General features: G+C 66.8%; 17 protein-coding genes and 1 pseudogene. 13 read left to right on the forward strand and 5 right to left on the reverse strand.

Annotated features, from left to right (window positions below; translation table 11 throughout):
- Positions 1 to 2: 2 nt before the first annotated feature.
- Genes moaC through DB459_RS20870 form a run of 4 tightly spaced genes read right to left on the reverse strand, consistent with a single transcriptional unit; the run spans position 3 to position 4,292 of the window.
- Positions 3 to 533, reverse strand: coding sequence for a cyclic pyranopterin monophosphate synthase MoaC (gene moaC / locus DB459_RS20855; RefSeq protein ID WP_256519214.1), 531 nt, complete (start codon positions 531 to 533; stop codon positions 3 to 5).
- Positions 534 to 535: 2 nt separating this feature from the next.
- The gene (gene trpC, locus DB459_RS20860; protein WP_253707313.1) at positions 536 to 1,354 is read right to left on the reverse strand and encodes an indole-3-glycerol phosphate synthase TrpC; all 819 of its coding nucleotides are present in this window, start codon (positions 1,352 to 1,354) and stop codon (positions 536 to 538) included.
- Between the two features lie 11 nt (positions 1,355 to 1,365).
- Complete coding sequence (trpD, locus tag DB459_RS20865) at positions 1,366 to 2,379, reverse strand: anthranilate phosphoribosyltransferase (RefSeq protein WP_253707315.1); 1,014 nt, start codon at positions 2,377 to 2,379, stop codon at positions 1,366 to 1,368.
- Positions 2,380 to 2,384: 5 nt separating this feature from the next.
- Entirely contained in the window at positions 2,385 to 4,292 is a 1,908-nt protein-coding gene (locus tag DB459_RS20870; protein ID WP_253707324.1) for a peptidylprolyl isomerase, read from the reverse strand.
- A gap of 348 nt (positions 4,293 to 4,640) precedes the next feature.
- On the opposite strand from DB459_RS20870, the gene tpiA reads away from it, so the two are divergent.
- From tpiA to kdsA, 7 genes and pseudogenes are all read left to right on the forward strand, one after another.
- A complete protein-coding gene (gene tpiA / locus DB459_RS20875; RefSeq protein ID WP_253707326.1) occupies positions 4,641 to 5,393 on the forward strand; it encodes a triose-phosphate isomerase in 753 nt (250 codons plus the stop codon).
- A 127-nt stretch (positions 5,394 to 5,520) separates the two neighbouring features.
- Positions 5,521 to 5,901, forward strand: coding sequence for a preprotein translocase subunit SecG (secG, locus tag DB459_RS20880; protein WP_253707328.1), 381 nt, complete (start codon positions 5,521 to 5,523; stop codon positions 5,899 to 5,901).
- Between the two features lie 162 nt (positions 5,902 to 6,063).
- Positions 6,064 to 7,695 carry a CTP synthase gene (locus tag DB459_RS20885; protein ID WP_253707331.1) on the forward strand — a complete coding sequence of 544 codons (1,632 nt, stop codon included), beginning with the start codon at positions 6,064 to 6,066 and terminating at the stop codon, positions 7,693 to 7,695.
- An 84-nt stretch (positions 7,696 to 7,779) separates the two neighbouring features.
- Positions 7,780 to 8,106 carry an NIPSNAP family protein gene (locus DB459_RS20890; protein ID WP_253707333.1) on the forward strand — a complete coding sequence of 109 codons (327 nt, stop codon included), beginning with the start codon at positions 7,780 to 7,782 and terminating at the stop codon, positions 8,104 to 8,106.
- Between the two features lie 2 nt (positions 8,107 to 8,108).
- Positions 8,109 to 8,231 (forward strand): annotated as a pseudogene (locus tag DB459_RS20895) (VOC family protein); the annotation flags it as partial.
- A gap of 44 nt (positions 8,232 to 8,275) precedes the next feature.
- Positions 8,276 to 8,401 (forward strand): hypothetical protein, encoded by a 126-nt coding sequence (locus DB459_RS27395; RefSeq protein WP_256519409.1) that lies wholly within the window; start codon positions 8,276 to 8,278, stop codon positions 8,399 to 8,401.
- A gap of 27 nt (positions 8,402 to 8,428) precedes the next feature.
- Positions 8,429 to 9,277, forward strand: coding sequence for a 3-deoxy-8-phosphooctulonate synthase (gene kdsA / locus DB459_RS20900; protein ID WP_253707335.1), 849 nt, complete (start codon positions 8,429 to 8,431; stop codon positions 9,275 to 9,277).
- Positions 9,278 to 9,287: 10 nt separating this feature from the next.
- Here the strand turns inward: kdsA and queF are convergent, their stop codons facing one another.
- Positions 9,288 to 9,773 (reverse strand): preQ(1) synthase, encoded by a 486-nt coding sequence (gene queF / locus DB459_RS20905; RefSeq protein ID WP_253707337.1) that lies wholly within the window; start codon positions 9,771 to 9,773, stop codon positions 9,288 to 9,290.
- 155 nt (positions 9,774 to 9,928) lie between these two features.
- Between queF and eno the strand changes: the two genes are divergently transcribed.
- From eno to DB459_RS20935, 6 genes are all read left to right on the forward strand, one after another.
- Positions 9,929 to 11,224, forward strand: a complete 1,296-nt coding sequence (gene eno / locus DB459_RS20910; protein ID WP_253707339.1) for a phosphopyruvate hydratase — start codon at positions 9,929 to 9,931, stop codon at positions 11,222 to 11,224.
- A gap of 198 nt (positions 11,225 to 11,422) precedes the next feature.
- A complete protein-coding gene (locus DB459_RS20915) occupies positions 11,423 to 12,226 on the forward strand; it encodes a hypothetical protein (RefSeq protein WP_253707341.1) in 804 nt (267 codons plus the stop codon).
- A gap of 44 nt (positions 12,227 to 12,270) precedes the next feature.
- Entirely contained in the window at positions 12,271 to 12,588 is a 318-nt protein-coding gene (locus DB459_RS20920) for a septum formation initiator family protein (protein ID WP_253707343.1), read from the forward strand.
- Between the two features lie 191 nt (positions 12,589 to 12,779).
- Entirely contained in the window at positions 12,780 to 13,802 is a 1,023-nt protein-coding gene (gene pdhA, locus DB459_RS20925; protein WP_253707345.1) for a pyruvate dehydrogenase (acetyl-transferring) E1 component subunit alpha, read from the forward strand.
- A 22-nt stretch (positions 13,803 to 13,824) separates the two neighbouring features.
- Complete coding sequence (locus DB459_RS20930) at positions 13,825 to 15,210, forward strand: pyruvate dehydrogenase complex E1 component subunit beta (RefSeq protein WP_253707347.1); 1,386 nt, start codon at positions 13,825 to 13,827, stop codon at positions 15,208 to 15,210.
- A gap of 17 nt (positions 15,211 to 15,227) precedes the next feature.
- Complete coding sequence (locus DB459_RS20935) at positions 15,228 to 16,571, forward strand: pyruvate dehydrogenase complex dihydrolipoamide acetyltransferase (RefSeq protein WP_253707349.1); 1,344 nt, start codon at positions 15,228 to 15,230, stop codon at positions 16,569 to 16,571.
- The last annotated feature ends 93 nt before the right edge of the window (positions 16,572 to 16,664 follow it).

Consider the following 16,664-nt stretch of genomic DNA (forward strand, 5'->3'; position numbering starts at 1 on the left):
CTTCAGCGTTTGCGGCCGGTCGCGGCCGGCGGCGCCTTGTCGGTGCCCGACTTGTAAGTGCCCGACTTGCCGCCGCTCTTCTCGAGGAGCCGGATGGCCTCGATGCGGGCGCCGCGCTCCACTGCCTTGACCATGTCGTAGACGGTCAGGCAGGCGACGGAGACCGCGGTGAGCGCCTCCATTTCGACTCCGGTCGGGCCGGTGACCTTGACGGTCGCCGTGACGCGGCAGCCCGGCAGCGCCGGGTCGGGAACGATGTCGACGGTGACCTTGGACAGCGCCAGCGGATGGCAGAGCGGAATGAGCTCGGAGGTGCGCTTGGCCGCCATGATGCCGGCGATACGTGCGGTGCCGAGCACGTCGCCCTTGGCGGCGTTGCCGGACACGATCAGGTCGAGGGTTTCCTTCGAGACGACGATGTGGCCCTCGGCGACGGCGACGCGTTCGGTCGCCGGCTTGGCGGATACGTCGACCATGCGCGCCTCGCCGCGCGCATCGATGTGGGTCAGGGAAGGCGATCCCTTGTCCGCCACGGTCAGCGCGCTCCGGCGGCCCGTGGTGTTTCGCGGGCGAGCAGGGCGCTCGTCGCCGCGGTGACGTCCGCCTGGCGCATCAGGCTTTCGCCGACCAGGAAGGTCGATATGCCGACGCGGGCGAGGCGGGCGAGGTCGGCCGGGGTGAAGATGCCGCTTTCGCCGACCATGATGCGATCCTTGGGGATCAGCGGCGCCAGCGCCTCGCTGGTGGCGAGGGTGGTCTCGAAGGTGCGCAGGTTACGGTTGTTGACGCCGAGCAGCGGCGATTTCAGCTTGAGGGCGCGATCGAGTTCGCTGCGATCATGGATTTCGAGCAGCACGTCCAGGCCGAGGCCGTGGGCGGTATCCTCGATCTCCTTCGCCGCGGCGTCGGAGAGCGCGGCGAGAATGATCAGGATGCAGTCGGCGCCAAAGGCGCGGGCCTCGACCACCTGATAGGGGTCGAACATGAAGTCCTTGCGCAGCACCGGCAGCTTCACCGCCGCGCGTGCCGCGACCATGTAATCGAGATGGCCCTGGAACGAGGGCGTGTCGGTCAGCACCGACAGGCAGGTGGCGCCGCCGGCTTCATAGGCGCGCGCCAGCGCCGGCGGATCGAAATCGGCGCGGATCAGCCCCTTCGACGGCGAGGCCTTCTTGATCTCGGCGATCAGCGCGTAATCGCCCTGGGCAAGACGCTGCCGGATCGCGGCGATGAAGCCGCGCGGCGGGCTTGCCGCGCTGGCGGCGGCCTCGATCTCGCCAAGCGGCCGCGCTGCTTTGGCCGCCGCGATCTCCTCGCGCTTGTAGGTCTCGATGCGGGTGAGGATGTCGGCCATGGTGTCGTCCTTCAGGCGTTGGAGATGATGGCGAGTTCGTCGAGCTTCTTCGCCGCGGCCCCGGAATCGAGCGACTGCCGTGCGAGCGCCACCGCCTCGGTCAGATCCGTGGCCCGGCCGGCGACGATCAGCGCCGCGGCGGCGTTGAGCAGGGCGACGTCGCGGTAGGCGCCCGGGGCGCCGGCGAGCACCGCGCGCAGCGCCGCGGCGTTCTCCGCCGCATCGCCGCCCTTGAGCGCCCCGGTCTCGGCGCGCGACAGGCCGACTGCTTCCGGCGTCACTTCGAAGGTGCGGATCTCGCCCTGCTTGAGTTCGGCGACGAAGGTCGGACCGGTCAGGGTGATCTCGTCGAGACCGTCGGAGCCGTGCACCACCCAGGCATGTTCGGAGCCGAGATTCTTGAGCACCTCGGCCAGCGGCTGAACCCACTGCCGGGAAAACACGCCGACCATCTGGCGGCGCACGCCGGCCGGGTTCGACAGCGGTCCGAGCAGGTTGAAGATGGTGCGGGTCGCGAGTTCGACCCGGGTCGGTCCGACGTTCTTCATCGCGGGATGATGGGTCGGCGCGAACATGAAGCCGATGCCGGTCGTTTCGATGCAGCGGCCGACGTCCTCGGGGGCGAGATCGATCCGGACGCCGAGTGCGGCAAGACAGTCGGCCGCGCCGGATTTCGACGACAGCGCGCGGTTGCCGTGCTTGGCCACCGGCACGCCGGCGCCGGCGACGATGAAGGAGGCGCAAGTCGAGACATTGACCGAGCCGGAGCCGTCGCCACCGGTGCCGACCACGTCGATGGCGCCCTCGGGGGCATCGACGCGGAGCATCTTGGCGCGCATCGCGGTGACCGCCCCGGTGATTTCGTCGACGGTCTCGCCGCGCACCCGCAGGGCCATCAGCAGGCCGCCCATCTGCGAGGGCGTCGCTTCACCGGACATCATGCGATCGAAGGCGGTGGCGGCTTCGTCGCGCGACAAGGCGGCGCCGGTGGCGACCTTGGCGATAATGGCTTTGAAATCGTCCATGATCATCAGTTCGTCGTGGCGGCGCCGGTGGCGGCGGCGACAGCCGCCTCGTTGATGGTGACGCCGAGATCGGATTCAAGGCGGGTGATGTACTGGCCGATCAGTTCATCGCTCAACGACTGCTGCAGTCCGCCCTTCAGCTTCTTGGTGTCGTCCGCCGCGAGGTCGAGCGTCGGGACCTTGATGTCGGTGACGCGGAACACGATGAACTCGGTGCTGCTCGCGCCCTGGGCCTGGCCATAGCTGCCCTTGGCGGTCTTGAAGGCGAGGTCGAGCACCGCCGGGGCGATGATCTCGGCGCCGGCCGAACGCTTGAAGTCCGCCGTGGTCTCGATCTTCGCGGCGAGCGCCTTGGCCTCGTCGTCGAGCTTGGCGCCGCCCTCGAGCTTGCCGAGCAGCTCCTTGGCCTTGTCGCGCAGGCGGGCTGCGACCTGGTCGTCTTTCCAGCGCGCCTCGACCTGCGGCTTGACCTCGTCCAGCGAGCGGTCGCGGGACGGCGTGACGTCGAGCACCTCGTACCAGAGATAGCCGCCGCGGTATTGCTGCGGATCGTTCTCGACATTGACGTTGCTGGCGAAGGCGGCGGTGACGAGGTCGAAGCCCTGGGGCAGCCCCTGGACCGCCTGGCCGTCGGGGGCGCGGCCGGACCGGTCGACGGCATCGATCACCGTCGCCTTGAGGCCGACCTTTTGCGCGGCGTCGATGATGCTGGCGCCGCCGCCGCGTTCGTCCTCGATCTTGTTGTAGATGTCGCTGATCCTGGCGCGGGCGCGCTCCACCGCGATCTCGGTCTTCAGCTTGGGGGCGATGGTCTCAAAGGCCGGGGTCGAGCCGGGCTCGATCTTGGTGACCTTGAGCAGCGCGACGCCGAACTGGCCCTGCACCGGCTGGCTGACGTTGCCCTCGGCGAGGGCGAAGGCGGCGTCGGCGACCGCGGTATCGATGATCGCGGATTTCGACACCAGGCCGAGGTCGATGTCGGTGGCGCTGAGCTTGCGCTCCTTGGCGAGGTCCTCGAAGGACATGCCGGCGGCGATCTTCGCCCGCGCCGCCTTGGCCTCGTCGAGGTTGGGGACGACGATCTGCGCGATCTGCCGTTTCTCCGGCGTCGACAGCGATGCCAGCCGGTCCTGGTAGACCTTCCTGGCATCCTCGTCCGACACCGTCGACCACTTGGCGACGTCTTCGGGCGTGGCGACGACCACGGCGATCTTGCGGAACTCGGGGGCCCGGAACAGCGCCTTCTTCTCCTCGAAATAGTTGGCCAGCACTTCGGGCGAGGGGGCCGCGATGGTGCCGGCCTGGGCGGCGGCGAGCCGCAGGAAGGCGATCGAGCGCTGCTCGTTCTGGAAGCGGTTGAGGCTATCGAGCTGGGTACGGCTCGGCTCGAGCTGGGCGGACAGCGCCCCGGCGATCTCGCGCCGCAAGGTCACCTTGCGCTGTTCGGCGATGTAGCGCGCCTCGGTGTAGCCGAACTGCCGGATCGTGGCGATGAAGCGGTTGGCATCGAAGGTGCCGGTCGGGCCCCTGAAGTTGGGATCGGCGTGGATGGCGCGGACGAGCTCGGCGTCGGACTGGTTCAGGCCCATGCGGCGGGCGCCCTCGTCGAGGGCGGTCTCGGCGATGGTCTGCTGCAGCAGCTGGCGGTCGAGGCCGAAGGCCCGGGCCTGTTCCGCCGTCAGCGGGCGACCGAACTGGCGGCCGATCTGCTGCAGCTTCTCGGTGAAGAGCTGGCGGAACTGCTCGGTGGAAATCTCGGTCGAGCCGACTTTCGCCAGGGTCGACTGGCCGAAGCCGCGGAAGATGTCAGCGATGCCCCAGATGCCGAAACTGATGATCAGCACACCCATGACCGTGGCCATGATGGCCTTGCCGAGCCAATTGGATGAGGCTTTTCGCATTCCTCGAAGCATTGCGTCCGTCGTGTCTGGAGGAGAGGGGAACGGGCGTGCTTATACGCGCCAACTCGTTGTTTAACATCCTTTAGCACCAAAAAATGGGCTTTCCACCCCCGCGGCCGCCCGCCGCGCGGTCGGCAACTGGCGTTCCGTCGCTCCCTCTGCTAGTGCGCTGGATCTGACGCTCGTATCAGCATTTGCAGCGAATTCGTCATACGAGCGTCAGATCCCAAACCGCACTAGAATCATATTGATGCTAGTGTCCCTTTGTTTCCAACGTTCGTATGAGCGCCTGCGGCAAAGGAATACGAACGTTGGAAACGGGACACTAGCTCCTGTCGCGGTCAGTCAGATGAGGGAAAAATGCCGGGACGGACACGGCCGCTGATCGCGGGCAACTGGAAGATGAACGGGCTGAGGTCGTCGGCGGTGGAGCTGGCGGCGATCGCCCAGGGTTCCGACAAGCTGACGCAGGCCGACCTGATGATCTGTCCGCCGGCGACGCTGCTGTCGAGCGCGGTCGCCATCGCCAAGGGGTCGCGCCTCGCTCTCGGCGGCCAGGATTGCCACCCCGCGGCCTCAGGCGCCCATACCGGGGACGTCTCGGCCGAGATGCTGGCGGATGTCGGCGCCACGGCGGTGATCGTCGGCCATTCGGAGCGGCGCAGCGACCATGGCGAGACCGACGCCATGGTGCGCGACAAGGCGCGCGCGGCGTGGCGGGCTGGATTGTTGGCCATCGTCTGCGTCGGCGAGACCCAGGCCGAGCGCGACGGGGGCAAGACCCTGGAGGTGATCGGCCGTCAGATCGCCGGCTCGCTGCCGGAGCGGGCCACCCCCACCAATCTGGTGGTGGCCTATGAGCCGGTCTGGGCGATCGGCACCGGGCGGACGCCGACAGCCAAGGATGTCGAGGAAGTTCATGGCTTTATCCGGCAGAAGTTGAATGAGAAGTTTAGCTCCGACGGCGCCGCGGTCAGGATCCTTTATGGCGGGTCGGTGAAACCCTCGAATGCTGCCGAGCTTCTCGCGGTGGCCGATGTGGGCGGTGCCCTGGTTGGCGGCGCCAGTCTGACCGCCGCCGATTTCCTTGCGATCGCAAGCGCCTGTCCCTAAATCAGCCATCGGCGCGGGGGTGGTCATCGCCGCCGTCATCGTGTAGACACCGCGCCAAACCAATGCCCGCGAACCCTCGATCGCTGCTGTCGCAGCGGCGATCGGCGTTCGCCTCGGGAAGGATCCGATGCAGACCGTCGTCATTGCCATTCACCTCATGATCGTATCCGCCCTGATCGGCGCCGTGTTGCTGCAGCGCTCGGAAGGCGGCGGCCTCGGCATCGGCGGAGGCGGCGGTTTCATGAGCAGTCGTGGCACGGCCAACCTGCTGACCCGGACCACGGCCGTTCTGGCCGGCGGCTTCTTCCTCACCAGCCTGTTCCTGTCGTGGCTGGCGACCTACGACCGCAAGCCGAGCTCGATCATCAACACCAGCCCGGCGCCGATCTCGGCGCCCGGCGGTGCCGTTCCGGTCGCGCCGCCGACGGGTGGCGGTATTCTCGATCAGCTCCAGAAGCAGGATCAGGCGCAGCCTCCCGCGGCGCCGGCGCCCCCGCGCTCGCAATAATGCAGGGCAGCCGCGCTTCGGTCGCGGCAAGTTCTGAAGTAGTCGCGCCAAGCGGCTGAGGAAACACGTTTATTCGAATTCACCCACAGCCGCCGACGGCGGCTGGAGAAATTGGCGATTCGCTTTTGCGAATCGGGCGTCGAGCGTTAAAGGTCAAAGCCCATGGCGCGGTACATTTTCATCACCGGCGGCGTGGTTTCCTCGCTCGGCAAGGGGCTGGCATCGGCTGCGCTCGGCGCACTGCTGCAGGCGAGGGGCTACAAGGTCCGGCTTCGCAAGCTCGACCCCTACCTCAACCTCGATCCAGGGACGATGTCGCCGTATCAGCACGGCGAGGTCTTCGTCACCGACGACGGCGCCGAGACCGATCTCGACCTCGGTCACTACGAGCGATTCACCGGACGTCCGGCGACCAAGCAGGACAACATCACCACCGGCCGGATCTATCAGGACATCCTGACCAAGGAGCGGCGCGGCGATTATCTCGGCGCCACCATCCAGGTGGTTCCGCACGTCACCAACGCGATCAAGGATTTCATCCGCAGCGGCAATGAGGGCTACGATTTCGTGCTGGTCGAGATCGGCGGCACGGTCGGCGATATCGAGGGCCTGCCGTTCTTCGAGGCGATCCGCCAGATCAAGAACGACCTGCCGCGCGAGCAGGTGGTCTACATCCACCTCACGCTGTTGCCCTACATCCCGAGCGCCGGCGAGCTCAAGACCAAGCCGACCCAGCACTCGGTCAAGGAGCTGCGCTCGATCGGCATCCAGCCGGATATCCTGCTGTGCCGCACCGACCGCCCGATCCCCAAGGAGGAGCGGCGCAAGCTCGGCCTGTTCTGCAACGTCCGTGAGAGCGCGGTCATCGAGGCGCGCGACGTCGACAACATCTATGCCGTGCCGGAGGCCTATCACGCCGCCGGCCTCGACGACGAGGTGCTGGCCGCCTTCAACATCGAGCCCAGGAGCCCGCCGGTCCTGGCGAGCTGGCACAATATCAACGAGCGCATCCGCAATCCGGAAGGCCAGGTGACGATCGCCATCGTCGGCAAATACACCGGGATGAAGGATGCCTATAAGTCGCTGATCGAGGCGCTCGCCCACGGCGGCATCGCCAACAAGGTCAAGGTCAATCTCGACTGGATCGAGAGCGAAGTGTTCGAGAACGAGGATCCGGCGCCGTTCCTCGAGGACGTCAACGGCATTCTGGTGCCCGGCGGCTTCGGCCAGCGCGGCGCCGAGGGCAAGATCCGCGCGGCGCGCTTCGCGCGGGAGCGCAAGGTGCCGTATTTCGGCATCTGCTTCGGCATGCAGATGGCGGTGATCGAGGCGGCGCGCAATCTCGGCGGCATCGCCGAGGCCAACTCCACCGAGTTCGGCCCGACCGCCGAGCCGGTGGTCGGCCTGATGACGGAATGGCTGCGCGGCAACGAACTCGAACAGCGCAACGTCGCCGGCGATCTCGGCGGCACCATGCGGCTCGGCGCCTATCCGGCGAGCCTCGTGCGCGGCAGCCGGGTGTCGCGGATCTACGGCGGCGCGCTGGAAATTTCCGAGCGCCACCGCCATCGCTACGAGGTCAACACCGCCTACAAGGACCGCCTCGAGCAGCACGGCCTGCGCTTCTCCGGCCTGTCGCCGGACGGCCTGCTGCCGGAGATCGTCGAATACGAAAACCATCCCTGGTTCATCGGCGTCCAGTTCCATCCCGAGCTGAAGTCGCGGCCGTTCGAGCCGCATCCGCTGTTCGCCTCCTTCGTCGAGGCGGCGGTGGAGCAGAGCCGTCTGGTGTAGTCCTTGCGGTTCTGCTGTCGGCGAGCCCGCCCATGATCGGGGCCGCCGACCAGCGGCCGTGAAGCTAACCGTCGCGGAGACGCCATGATCTACGAATTGCGCATCTATCGCTGCCTGCCCGGACGTCTGCCGGCGCTGCTCAAGCGTTTCGAAACCGCGACGCTGAAGCTGTTCGACAAGCACGGCATCCGCCAGGCCGGGTTCTTCACCACCGTGATCGGCGAATCCAACAACGACCTGACCTATCTGCTCGCCTGGGAATCGATGGCCGAGCGGGAGCAGAAATGGGCCGCCTTCATGACCGATCCGGCCTGGATCGGCGCTCGCGCCGAGAGCGAGAGGGACGGTCAGATCGTCGCCAACATCACCAGCAGCTTCGTCGCGCCGACAGCGTTTTCGGCGCTGAAGTGACGATGGCGCGGGCGCCGGACCATATCGTCCATGCGGCGAAGGATCTCGACGCGCTCGCCGCCTTCTACCGGCGCGCCGGTTTTGCCGTCGGTGCCCGCAACCGCCATCCCTGGGGCACCCACAACTGCGTTCGGCCAGCGGGCTGCGCCACGCCGCCATCAGATTCCGGGTGCGCGATCTCGACCGCTGCGACGAGGTGTTGCGCGGCAACGGCGTCGCCGCGTCGCGGTTCGACGGCGGGCTCGCGATCGCACCGGAGCTTGCTTTCGGCGCCGCCTTGCTGTTCGAAGCGTGACCAGCCACGCGAGATGAGGACGAGATCGTGAATGCAGCAGTGACAGCTTCGCCCCATGTCGAGATCGGCGCCGTGCGCTTCGGCAACGATCTGCCGCTTTCGGTGATCGCCGGCCCCTGCGTGCTGGAAAGCCGCAGCCACGCCCTGGAGGTCGCGAGCGCGCTCAAGGAGATCGCGGCGCGGCTGAACATCGGCCTCGTCTTCAAGACCTCCTTCGACAAGGCCAATCGCACCAGCGTCAGCGGCGCCCGTGGCGTCGGCCTGATGGATGCGCTGCCGGTCTTCGCCGAGATCCGCGACAGCCTCGGCCTGCCGGTGCTCACCGACGTCCACGAAGGCGAGCAGTGCGCCATCGTCGCCGAGGCGGTCGACGTGCTGCAGATCCCGGCCTTCCTGTGCCGCCAGACCGATCTGCTGCTGGCGGCGGCGGCGACCGGCAAGGCGGTCAACGTCAAGAAGGGCCAGTTCCTCGCGCCCTGGGACATGGCCAATGTGGTGGCAAAGCTGGTCAGCGGCGGCAATCGCCGGGTGATGGTCACCGAGCGCGGCGTGTCGTTCGGCTACAATACTCTGGTGTCGGACATGCGGGCGCTGCCGATCATGGCGCGCACCACCGGCGCGCCGGTGATCTTCGACGCCACCCATTCGGTGCAGCAGCCCGGCGGCAAGGGGGCGTCCTCCGGGGGCGAACGCGAGTTCGTCCCGGTGCTGGCGCGGGCCGCGGTGGCGGTCGGGGTGGCGGGGGTCTTCATCGAGACCCATCCGGACCCCGATCACGCCCCGTCCGACGGGCCGAACATGGTGCCGCTCAAGGAGTTCGAGGCCCTGGTGGCGCGGCTCCAGGCCTTCGACCGGCTGTCGAAGAATCTCGGCTAGGCGCCGCCGCTCAGCCGCGGCCGCGATAGGCCGCGACGCCCTGGTCGGGCAGCCACAGGTTCTTGGGCGCGCGGCCGGTCTGCCAGAACACGTCGATGGGAATGCCGCCGCGCGGATACCAGTAGCCGCCGATGCGCAGGAAGCGCGGCTCGAGTTCGCGGACGAGGCGCTTGCCGATCGAGACGGTGCAGTCCTCGTGGAAGGCGCCATGGTTGCGGAAGCTCGCCAGATAGAGCTTGAGCGACTTCGATTCCACCAGCCAGTCGCCGGCGACGTAATCGATCACCAGGTGAGCGAAATCCGGCTGGCCGGTGATCGGGCACAGGGCGGTGAATTCCGGCGCGGTGAAGCGGATCAGGTAATCGTCGCCCCGGTGGGGGTTGGGAACGCGGTCGAGCGTCGCCGTCTCCGGCGAGGCGGGCAGCGGCACGGGCTGGCCGAGCTGCAGGGCGGGGGCTTTTGATTTCGGTCGTCTGGCCATGGGGGTCTCCATCATCCCTGATAGCCAATCCCGCCGCTGCGGTCATCGCCGCCGGGGCATTTTTTGCATGGTAACGAGCCGGTGGTCAGGCGGCATGGGCGGCCTTTTCCGGCCGGCGGTGTTCCTGTAGAAGCGGCCGCAATCCGCCCAAAGCAGAGAAGGAAGCCCCCATGACCGCCATCGTCGACATCATCGGCCGCGAAATCCTCGACAGCCGTGGCAATCCCACCGTGGAAGTCGATGTTGTGCTGGAGGACGGCTCGCGCGGCCGTGCCGCGGTGCCGTCGGGAGCATCCACCGGCGCCCATGAGGCGGTGGAACTGCGCGACGGCGACAAGGCGCGCTATTCCGGCAAGGGGGTCCGCAAGGCCGTGGACGCCGTCAACGGCGAGATCTTCGAGGCCATCGGCGGCATGGATGCCGAGCGCCAGGTGCAGATCGACGAGGCCCTGATCGCCCTCGACGGCACGCCCAACAAGAGCCGCCTCGGCGCCAATGCCATTCTCGGCGTGTCGCTTGCGGTCGCCAAGGCCGCGGCTGAGGCCGCCGACCTGCCGCTGTATCGTTACGTCGGCGGCACCTCGGCGCGCACCTTGCCGGTGCCGATGATGAACATCATCAACGGCGGCGTGCATGCCGACAACCCGATCGATTTCCAGGAATTCATGATCATGCCGGTGGGCGCGGCGAATTTCGCCGACGCGCTGCGCTGCGGGGCGGAGATCTTCCACACCCTCAAGGCCGAGCTGAAAAAGGCCGGACACAACACCAATGTCGGCGACGAGGGCGGTTTCGCCCCGAACCTGCCGTCAGCCGACGCGGCGCTGGAATTCGTCATGGGGGCGATCGCCAAGGCCGGCTACAAGGCGGGCGGCGACGTCATGCTGGCGCTCGATTGCGCTTCCACCGAATTCTTCAAGGACGGCAAATACGTCTATGGCGGCGAGAACAAGACCCGCAACCGTTCCGAGCAGGCGAAGTATCTCGCCGACCTCGTTGCCCGCTATCCGATCGTCTCGATCGAGGACGGCATGGCGGAAGACGACATGGAAGGCTGGAAGGAACTGACCGACCTGATCGGCAGCAAGTGCCAGCTGGTCGGCGACGACCTGTTCGTCACCAATGTCACGCGGCTGGCGGACGGTATCAAGAACGGCCGCGCCAACTCGATCCTCGTCAAGGTCAACCAGATCGGCTCGCTGACCGAGACCCTGGCCGCGGTGGAGATGGCCTTCAAGGCCGGTTACACCGCCGTGATGTCGCACCGCTCCGGCGAGACCGAGGATGCCACCATCGCCGATCTCGCGGTCGCCACCAATTGCGGGCAGATCAAGACCGGTTCGCTGGCGCGCTCCGACCGCACCGCCAAGTACAACCAGCTCCTGCGCATCGAGCAGGATCTGGGGGCCCAGGCCCGCTATCCCGGGCTTTCCGCGGTCAAGAGCGCCGGGGCGCGCGGCGCCTGAACGGTGGGTTCCATCGCGGGTTCCTTGCTGCGGGCGAAAGGTTGTGCTGCTATGAAGCCTCGCCCGCCGGCAGCAGCGCCCAGCTCGTGGTGATTCACCCTTGAGCTGTTGGACTGTCCCGGCGTGGTGCGACAGGTCTTTGCACTGCACACGCTTTCAGTGGCCGCGCCGAGCGGCCATGCTGACGGGGAGCCACCGGTGGACCAGACCACGTACCCCTCTATCGGGGATCGCGCTGCCGCGACCGCCGCGCTGATCGCGCACGTCGTCAATTCCGTCGATCAGGCGAGGGCGGTGGCGGCGCCGTTCTTCCATCTCGAGTTCGACCGCGTCTTTCCCGACGCGGTCTATGATACGATGCTGCTGGCGATGCCGGAGTCGTCCGATTACCGGCCGATGCACGGCCGCAGCCGTAGCAACGATCTCGCCGACGGCACCCATACCCGCGTCAAGATCGATCTGTTTCCGGAATACATCCGCCACCTGCCGGCGCCCAAGCTCGCGGTCTGGCGCATGGTCGGCGATGCCTTGTGTTCGGAGCCGCTCAAGAACGCCTTCCGGCGCAAGCTCGAGCCCGGGCTGCGCAAGCGCTTCGGCGAGGACTTCGCCGCCGTCGGGATGTATCCGATCCCGATCCTGACCCGCGACATCCCCGGCTATCGCATCGCGCCGCATACCGACACCCACTGGAAGGGCATTACCGTCCAGTTCTATCTGCCGGCGGACGACGCCAACACCGACATCGGCACCATCATGCACGAGGTCCGGCCCGACGGCTCGAAACCGAAGGCCGCGAAGATGCGGTTCGGCCGCAATTCGGGGTATGCCTTCGCGGTGGGGGACGACACCTGGCATTCCGCCGACCCGGTGCACGATCGTGTCAGGACCCGCGACAGCATCCTCCTGACCTATTTCGTCGATGCCGGGCCGCTGCGGGTCCTTCGTAACCGCGGCAAGCGTCTCGGTAATTTCGTCCTCAACGAAATCCGCCGCCGGATTTGATGTGCTTTTAAGCCGGCATTAACCGCGCCCTCGCATCGTGGGGCATGGTCTCCCGCACGCGATTCAAAGCCATTCTGACCGGCCTGGCGCTCTACGCCATGGCCGCGGCGCTGATCGCCTATTTCGGCGTCAATGCCTATACGGGCAAGTATGGCCTGACGGCGCGCGCCGAACTCGATCAGGAAATCATCGGACTGACCGACGAACTCGCGCTGCTGAAGAGGCAGCGGGCGGATATCGAGCGTCACGTCGCGCTGCTGCGCGCCGACGGAATCGACCCTGACATGCTCGACGAGCGCGTGCGCTATCAGCTCGACTACGCGCATCCGCATGATCTCATCCGGTTCAAGATCAAGAACTGATTCAGTCGGGCGTTTCGTAAATTTCAAAACAGTCGGCATCGTCGCCATTTAATTGCGCGATCGGCGCGTTCGCCGTCGCTGCAATGCGAGATGAGTTCTTCGCTGCTGCGATCCGATCCTTTTACCAGGGGTCGAGTTACGCTACAGAGGGCCGTCCTCTCTTGTCTCCCTTCACCTCACCCGGATTGATCATGGCTGCTGCCAAGAAAAGCGTCGCTCAGGAAGCGGGGAATGGCGCCCGCGCGTCTTCGAGCCTGAATTTCACCAAGGAGCAGGAGCTGCGCGCATTGCGCGAGATGCTGCTGATCCGCCGCTTCGAGGAAAAGGCCGGACAGCTCTACGGCATGGGCGCGGTCGGTGGCTTCTGCCATCTCTATATCGGCCAGGAGGCCGTCGTCGTCGGGATGCAGATGACGCTCAAGCAAGGCGACCAGGTCATCACCGGCTATCGCGATCACGGTCACATGCTCGCCTGCGGCATGGAGGCGCGCGGCGTCATGGCCGAGCTCACCGGGCGGCGTGGCGGCTACTCGAAGGGCAAGGGTGGCTCCATGCACATGTTCAGCAAGGAAAAGAACTTCTTCGGCGGCCACGGCATCGTCGGCGCCCAGGTTTCGCTCGGCACCGGCCTCGCTTTCGCCAATCGCTATCGCGGCAATGACAACGTGTCGCTGGCCTATTTCGGCGACGGCGCCGCCAATCAGGGCCAGGTCTACGAGAGCTTCAACATGGCGGAGCTCTGGAAGCTGCCGGTTGTCTATGTGATCGAGAACAACCGCTACGCCATGGGTACTTCGGTGTCCCGGTCTTCGGCCCAGCAGGATTTCTCCAGGCGCGGCGTCTCCTTCAACATCCCCGGCATGCAGGTGGATGGCATGGATGTGCGCGCGGTCAAGGCCGCCGGCGAACAGGCCGTGCGGTGGTGCCGTGACGGCAAGGGGCCCTACATCCTCGAAATGCAGACCTACCGCTATCGCGGTCACTCCATGTCCGATCCGGCCAAGTACCGGACGCGCGAGGAGGTCGAGAAGGTCCGCAACGACCAGGATCCGATCGAGCAGGTGCGCAAGCGGCTGCTGGAATTGAAGGTCAGCGAACAGGAGCTCAAGGCGATCGACGCCGAGGTCCGTGACATCGTCAACGACGCCGCCGATTTCGCCCAGAAGGATCCCGAGCCGGACGTCGCCGAGCTCTACACCGACATCTATCGCTGACGCCTGCACGAGAGTAGCACCCATGCCGATTCAAGTTCTGATGCCCGCGCTCTCGCCGACCATGGAGAAGGGCAACCTCTCCAAATGGCTGAAAAAAGAGGGCGAGACGGTGAAGTCCGGCGATGTCATCGCCGAGATCGAGACCGACAAGGCCACCATGGAAGTCGAGGCCACCGACGAAGGCACTCTCGGCAAGATCCTGGTTCCCGAGGGCACTGCCGATGTCGCGGTGAATACGCCGATCGCCACGATCCTCAGCGACGGCGAGAGCGCCGACGATGCCGCCAGGGTGCCGGCGGCCGAGCCGTCGAAGGCGAAGGCCGCCGCACCGGCGCCCGAGCCTTCCGCCGCGACCGCTCCGGCCGCGCCGCCGCAGCCGGCGGCGAGCGCCGCCGTCCCCGATCCGGACATTCCCGCCGGGACCGAGATGGTCACCATGACCATGCGCGAGGCGCTGCGCGATGCCATGGCCGAGGAGATGCGCCGGGACGGCGACGTCTTCGTCATGGGCGAGGAGGTTGCCGAGTACCAGGGCGCCTACAAGGTCACCCAGGGACTGCTGCAGGAATTCGGTGACCGTCGCGTCATCGACACGCCGATCACGGAGCATGGCTTCGCCGGCGTCGGTGTCGGCGCCGGCTTCGCCGGACTGAAGCCGATCGTCGAATTCATGACCTTCAACTTCGCCATGCAGGCGATCGACCAGATCATCAATTCGGCCGCCAAGACGCTGTACATGTCCGGCGGCCAGATGGGCTGCTCGATCGTGTTCCGCGGCCCCAACGGCGCCGCGGCCCGCGTCGCCGCCCAGCACAGCCAGGACTATTCGGCGTGGTATTCCCAGATCCCGGGCCTGAAGGTGGTCTCGCCGTCGAATCCCGCCGACGCCAAGGGGCTGCTCAAGGCCGCGATCCGCGACCCCAATCCGGTGATCTTCCTCGAGCATGAGATCCTCTACGGCCACAGCGGCGCGGTGCCCAAGCTCGACGATTACGTGCTGCCGATCGGCAAGGCGCGGATCGCGCGCGCCGGCAGCGATGTGACGATCATTTCCTGGTCGCACGGCATGACCTATGCGCTGAAGGCCGCCGAGGATCTTGCCAAGGAAGGCATCGAGGCCGAGGTCATCGATCTGCGCAGCCTGCGGCCGCTCGACACCGAAACCCTCGTCGCCTCGGTCCGGAAGACCGGGCGCGCGGTGACGGTGGAGGAGGGCTGGCAGCAATCGGGCATCGGCGCCGAAGTCGCCGCCCGCCTGATGGAGCATGCCTTCGACTATCTGGATGCGCCGGTGGCGCGGGTCTCCGGCAAGGACGTGCCGATGCCCTACGCCGCCAATCTGGAAAAGCTGGCGCTGCCGACCGCGGCCGAAGTCGTCGCCGCGGCCAAGGCCGTTTGTTATCGCTGAAAGAGCAGAGCCGCCCCATGCCGATCAATATCCTGATGCCCGCCCTTTCGCCGACCATGGAGAAGGGCAACCTCGCCAAGTGGCTCAAAAAAGAGGGCGACAAGGTCAAGGCAGGCGATGTCATCGCCGAGATCGAGACCGACAAGGCCACCATGGAAGTCGAGGCGGTGGACGAAGGCACGCTCGCCAAGATCCTGGTGCCGGAAGGCACGGCCGACGTGCCGGTGAATGACGTCATCGCCGTGCTCGCCGGCGAAGGCGAAGATGTCGGTGCCGCCAAGGCTGCGCCGGCGCCGAAGCCGGCCGGTGGGCCTGCCAAGGAATCCGCCAAGGAACCTGCCAAGCCTGCGGCGGCCGCGGTCGGCGCGCCGGCCTCGCAGCCTGCCGCGACGCCCGCTCCGGCACCGGCTGCTGCGCCGGCCGTGGCTGCGTCCGGCGGCCGGGTGTTCTCCTCGCCGCTGGCGCGGCGCCTTGCCAAGGCGTACGGCCTCGACCTGTCGGCGGTGCTCGGCACCGGGCCCCATGGCCGTGTCGTCGCCCGCGACATCGAGACCGCGCGTTCGGGGAAGGGCCTCAAGCCGGCGGCGCCCGCCGCGCCGGCCATCGCGCCGCCGACCGGGCCTTCCGACGAGCAGATCCGCGGGCTGTTCGCGGAGGGCAGCTACGAGGTCGTGCCGCACGACAACATGCGCAAGGTGATCTCGCAGCGGCTCACGACCGCCAAGCGCGACGTGCCGCATTACTACCTGACCACCGATTGCGACATCGGCAAGCTGGTGGCCGCGCGCGAGGAGATCAACGCCGCCGCGCCCAAGGACAAGGATGGCAAGCCGGCCTACAAGCTGTCGGTCAACGACTTCGTCATCAAGGCGCTGGCTGTGGCGCTGCAGCGCGTGCCCGACGCCAACGTCACCTGGACCGAGGGCGCGATGCTGCGCCACAAGGTGTCCGACATCAGCGTCGCGGTGTCGATTCCGAGCGGCCTGATCACGCCGGTGATCCGCAATGCCCACATCAAGCCGGTGTCGGCGATCTCGGCGGAGATGAAGGATTTCGCGGCGCGGGCGCGGGCCCGCAAGCTCAAACCCGAGGAATACCAGGGCGGCACCAGCTCGGTGTCCAATCTCGGCATGTACGGCATCAAGGACTTCACCGCGGTGATCAACCCGCCGCAGTCGACCATCCTTGCCGTCGGCATGGCCGAGGAGCGCGCCGTGGTGCGCCAGGGCAAGATCGAGATCGCGACCATCATGAGCGTGACGCTGTCCTGCGATCACCGCGCCATGGACGGTGCGCTCGGTGCCCAACTCGTCAGCGCCTTCCGCACCCTGATCGAAAATCCGATCATGATGGTGGTGTGAGCGCGCGCCGACGACCGTCCCACACCGGCATGATACTGAATCTCGTGCGGTTTTGGATCTGAACTCGCTGCACCGCTGATACGAGCGTCAGAT

This window comes from Bradyrhizobium sp. WD16, from assembly GCF_024181725.1.
Lineage (GTDB): Bacteria > Pseudomonadota > Alphaproteobacteria > Rhizobiales > Xanthobacteraceae > Bradyrhizobium_A.